We start from the raw sequence: 4,580 nt of genomic DNA on the forward strand, positions 1-4,580 counted from the left end.
GGCTTGCTAAGTAATGATCTAGTGCAAGGCGCAAGCTTAGAAGGAGAAGTAAACCCAAAAGGAGAAATGGATTTATTTATTGCAAGTGGCTCTACTAACAAGAAAAAAGAAGCTGTTTTAATTAAATTAGTTCACCCCTTTATAGAAGACACTTTTATTGGTGTACTGGCCATATACCCAGACGATAACTTTATTGAACAACAAGCACAGTCATCACTTATAAAAGAATTTATTTTAATGCTGATTCAATCAATCGTCATCGCTTTTTTTGTGTCGCTGGTTGTACGCAAATGGCTCACTCAGCCTATTCAAAACCTAACAGACAGCTTTGCGACAATTGATCCTACCAATCCCGAAACCATGACAATGCTACAGTTTAAGCAAGGTAAGCGAGACGAAATAAGCAGGCTAACGCAAGGTATAAATGCCTTAATGCATGAGTTAAAGCTAACCATTAGTAATGAGCAATCCCTTCGTAAAAAAACTCAAGAACTAGAAGCTAAATTTAGACTTATTTTTGAACAAGCCAGCGCCGGTATTTGTTTATTAGATGACAAAAATATTATAACTACCTTTAACCCCGCGTTTAAACATTACTTTACCGTACCCGGCGAAGAAGAATTATCAACCTTGCACTTTCCTGCTCTGTTAAATAACGTTGATGAACTACAAAGCCTGCTTGCAAATATACGTTGTGATAAAAACCCACCACAAGCAACCCTAGATATAGAGTGTAAAGTGGGCCATAAAACTATTTGGTTGCACTGCTTATTTGTTAGATTAACAGAGCAACGTGAAACAAAGCGAAGCGCTCATCAAGAACACTTCGTTGAAGTAATTTTACATGATGTAACTGAGCGCGCCGAACGCGAATTTCAAACCCGTTTTGAAGCCGATCACGACCCACTTACCGACTTACTTAATCGCCGAGCCGGCGAAAAACGCCTTAAAAAAGCACTGCGCGAGTGCATTAAACACAATCAGCACCTAGTACTAATGATGATTGATTTAGATAAGTTTAAACCCATTAACGACACCTACGGCCACGAAGCCGGTGATAAAGTACTTATTGAAATAGCACACCGATTTAAAAAGCACTTTACCCAAGAAACCGACATATGCATCCGCCTAGGCGGTGACGAGTTTATAGTTGCAAGGCAGGTTAATACCTACAACAAAGCAGAAACGCGTGAGCAATCAATCGCTATGCTAAACGAGCTACAACAAGACATTTATATTTCACAAAATAAAACATGCGCCGTGGGTGCAAGCATTGGTATTGCAGTCGGCCCTAATGATGGTGATGAGTTACTCGAATTAATGATCAATGGTGACAAAATGCTCTACCACGTAAAAGAAACAGGCCGAGGACAAATTGCATTTTATGACGAGTTTAAAAAGTAAGAGGGTTAATTGAGCTCTTTCAACGCAGTTAGCACTAAAAATGGCTGCTAGAGAGTGATTTATAAGCAGAGCCCAGGTTATTTAAGCCCAATTTTTAAAGAACATTGAACAATAAACTTTTCAATTGATAGAATGCCCTACTTTTTCCCATAAAGAGATACAATGGCAAACTTCAATACTCATCTTAATACTGCCGTAATCATCACAGGCTTAGCCTCAGCCACCTTATTATCTGCAGGACATATTGAATTAAAGGGCGCACTCTGGTTATGGTTTTTAGGATCAATCGGCGGCTTATTACCAGATATAGATTCAGATAACTCAACATCACTCGATACTATTTTTAACTTATTCGCACTCAGCGCTGTATTACTGGTACTGCATTACATAACCACCGAGCTCATTATTGAAATTAGCTTTATCGAGTTAATCGTAGTGCCATTATTGGTTTACGGATTTATGAAATATATTATTAGACCAATTTTTGAATGGATCACAGTACATAGAGGTAGTTGCCACTCTTTACTATTTATACTGTTATGCGCGCTATTAACGACCCAAGTAGTATGGAAACTAAATGACCAATCAACTACACAAGCAGCCGTCTTTGCCTGGTTAACGGGTGGGTTTATTTTATTAGGTGGATTAATTCATTTATTGCTGGATGAAATTTACAGTGTAGATTTAAGCAATGTCACCATTAAACGCTCTTTCGGCACCGCTTTAAAAATAGCTGACTTCGATAATAAGTTAATTACGCTAGCTTCAATTATTGCCATTGCAGGTTTAATCTATGTTGCGCCCCCTACAAAGCAAACTATTACAGCGTTAAGTGACTGGTCTCATTTTACGTTTTTATCTTAACGCCTTAAGTAATAAGCCGTTTAACCACGTACTCAAAATTAATGCCCTCTTGATAATTAAGATAGTTAAACGTTGATTTACTAAGAGGGAATTAGTCGCTGCGCTTTTAAGAGCATAAATGGCTTGAATCAAAACAGTTTTACCGATTTAATTTTGGGTTAAAAATCCAAAGCTTTAGCCTATTTGTTATTAATTATTATTTTTATAAGTTTAAGTGAAATAATTAAATAACTTTACCTGTCTTATATCAGCAAGTAGAACGCTAATTAGTTAAAAAGCCCCATCTGTTTGATTTATTCAAATCTGTTACAGCTTTTTAAAGCATTAAATATAAAATTATAAGAGACCCATAATGGAATTTACGAATAAACGCACCATGCTAATTACAGCATCTTTATTATTGGTATTGGCGATATCACAGGCTATTTATTCTGTCCTTTACAGTGCAGAAATTAGTTTTTCAAGGCAGGTAGCTTGGGGGCTAGAAGCACTGGTATTTACTTTACTAGTTGCCTTTGCAGGCACAGCTATGGTGCAAGCAAAAAATTCACAACTAGGCTGGTCGGCAATCGCGTTTAGCGCAATACTTAACATAGTACAAGTGAGTATTGGCCTTACTTTGTTTTCTACATTTGGGAAAGTAGCGGGCACTGTAGAAGGCGCACAACCTTTAATTGGTGGCGTGGTTTCTTTGTCATTCATGATTTACTACGCAGCTAAATTATTATTGGGATTAGCAGCAGTTGTTTTTGGACTATCTTTTATCGCTAAAGGTGGCAAAGCAATTGGCGGCCTTACAGCCTTAGCAGGCGGAGTTGCAATCCTTGCCAATGGTATTTTAATCACCTTTGGCCGTGATGGATTTCTACCATCAGCTGTTGCTGGCGCTTCAGGCATGATTGCAACGTTACTTTTAGCTATATGTTTAATAAGCCTTAACCGTAAACAAGACTAAGGCTTAATACCTTACAAGTAATGTGCTTACTTAAATAAGTTATAAACATCGGCGTGTATTAGAGATGCTAATTCGCCGATGTTTTACGTTTGAACTGATGCCAGACTAAACTAGACAGCCACTTTAGTGACTAAACTAGACAGCCACTTTAATTGAACAAACAAAACTATGCCAAAAAATTCGCTATTCAGATTAAGAATTTATCTTTTATAACTGGGTCACTTTATTTCATCCGTTAAATAAGTAATTAGCACGTTAAAACCTGAATTACACGCATGATAATAACTACATAATTGCAGTTATAATGTTTACTGAATGGTTTTACTGAGTAGCTTAAGTATTATGCGAGTAGCTTTTCGCAGTTGCTAATATTTGATCGCCGTTTACGCTTTAAATTTTCACAGTAACTTGCTTGTGAAGTGGGCCTGCCGACTGCTCCATGGAATACGCGCGTAAATTGCGTAGTAAGTTTTAGCCAGTTCTCTGGGGAGATATTAAGCCTTTCTAACAAAGGTAGGTTCATGTAATCAATATACCCGCGTTTATCCTCTCGTATTATTCGCCCTGTTAACTCAACAAGTTCAAGGTACGATTTAAGCTCAAACGGCAGTCCTTTAGGCATAATCTGACGTGGCATACCTGCAAAACGTAGTAACTGTTTAGGCTGTTTACCTTCTGTCGCGCATGTTAAGCGCTTTTGTACACTGGTATGGTCTGACTCTTCTGGTGTGTTAGCCATTTTAGCCCTAATGGGATTTAAATCGACATAGGCCATGCAGGCCGCAAGGGCTGCTTCATCTAGTAATGCTTGCGATTTGAATCTACCCTCCCAGAATCGTCCTGTGCAGTTATCTTCTTTATTTGCTCTGCGCGCAATGTCTTCATTTAACAACCGCATAAACCAGCTAATACTTGCTAGGCGTTCGCGGTATTGTTTAACCGTTTGGTTGAAAAAGATGAGTTCAACTTTACTTAGCTTTTCACCTTGTACATATTTTTGCGTTAACAATGTGCCTTTACAGAGTTTATGCCAGCGAATAACAATCGCTTTATCATTCAGCCTGTTTGCTTTCTTATCATCTACATATAGTACCAAATGGGTGTGATTACTCATTACGGCATAAGCACATACATCAATACAAAATACCTTTGCTAATTCAAGCAGCTTATCTTCAACCCACCCTCGTCGATGCTCGTAAGATTGACCAGTAAAGCGGTCTTCTCCACATAAAAATGCACGACGAACACAGCGTGAAATACAGTGATAGTATTTTGTATCAACCAAACTTACTTGACGCTTTCTTGCGATAGCCATAAGACACCCTGCTTATTTTTTACACTAAATAAACGTAGTCCT

4 protein-coding genes are annotated in these 4,580 nt (G+C 38.1%); 3 read left to right on the forward strand and 1 reads right to left on the reverse strand.

The features are described from left to right. The 3 genes from L659_RS01000000122870 to L659_RS0101735 all read left to right on the forward strand — a co-directional run. The coding region (locus L659_RS01000000122870) for a sensor domain-containing diguanylate cyclase (RefSeq protein WP_024589398.1) at window positions 1-1,404 on the forward strand (1,404 nt) is incomplete at its 5' end. A gap of 162 nt (window positions 1,405-1,566) precedes the next feature. Further along, complete coding sequence (locus L659_RS0101730; RefSeq protein ID WP_024589399.1) at window positions 1,567-2,268, forward strand: metal-dependent hydrolase; 702 nt, start codon at window positions 1,567-1,569, stop codon at window positions 2,266-2,268. Between the two features lie 352 nt (window positions 2,269-2,620). Beyond that, on the forward strand, window positions 2,621-3,223 hold the full coding sequence (locus L659_RS0101735; RefSeq protein WP_024589400.1) for a hypothetical protein: 603 nt from the start codon (window positions 2,621-2,623) through the stop codon (window positions 3,221-3,223). Window positions 3,224-3,563: 340 nt separating this feature from the next. On the opposite strand, the gene L659_RS0101740 is transcribed toward L659_RS0101735, so the two are convergent. After that, window positions 3,564-4,538: a transposase gene (locus L659_RS0101740; RefSeq protein WP_024589310.1), complete on the reverse strand. Its 975-nt coding sequence runs from the start codon at window positions 4,536-4,538 to the stop codon at window positions 3,564-3,566. Between the last annotated feature and the right edge of the window lie 42 nt (window positions 4,539-4,580).

The sequence above is a fragment of the Pseudoalteromonas sp. S8-8 genome, assembly GCF_000497875.1.
Lineage (GTDB): Bacteria > Pseudomonadota > Gammaproteobacteria > Enterobacterales > Alteromonadaceae > Pseudoalteromonas > Pseudoalteromonas arctica.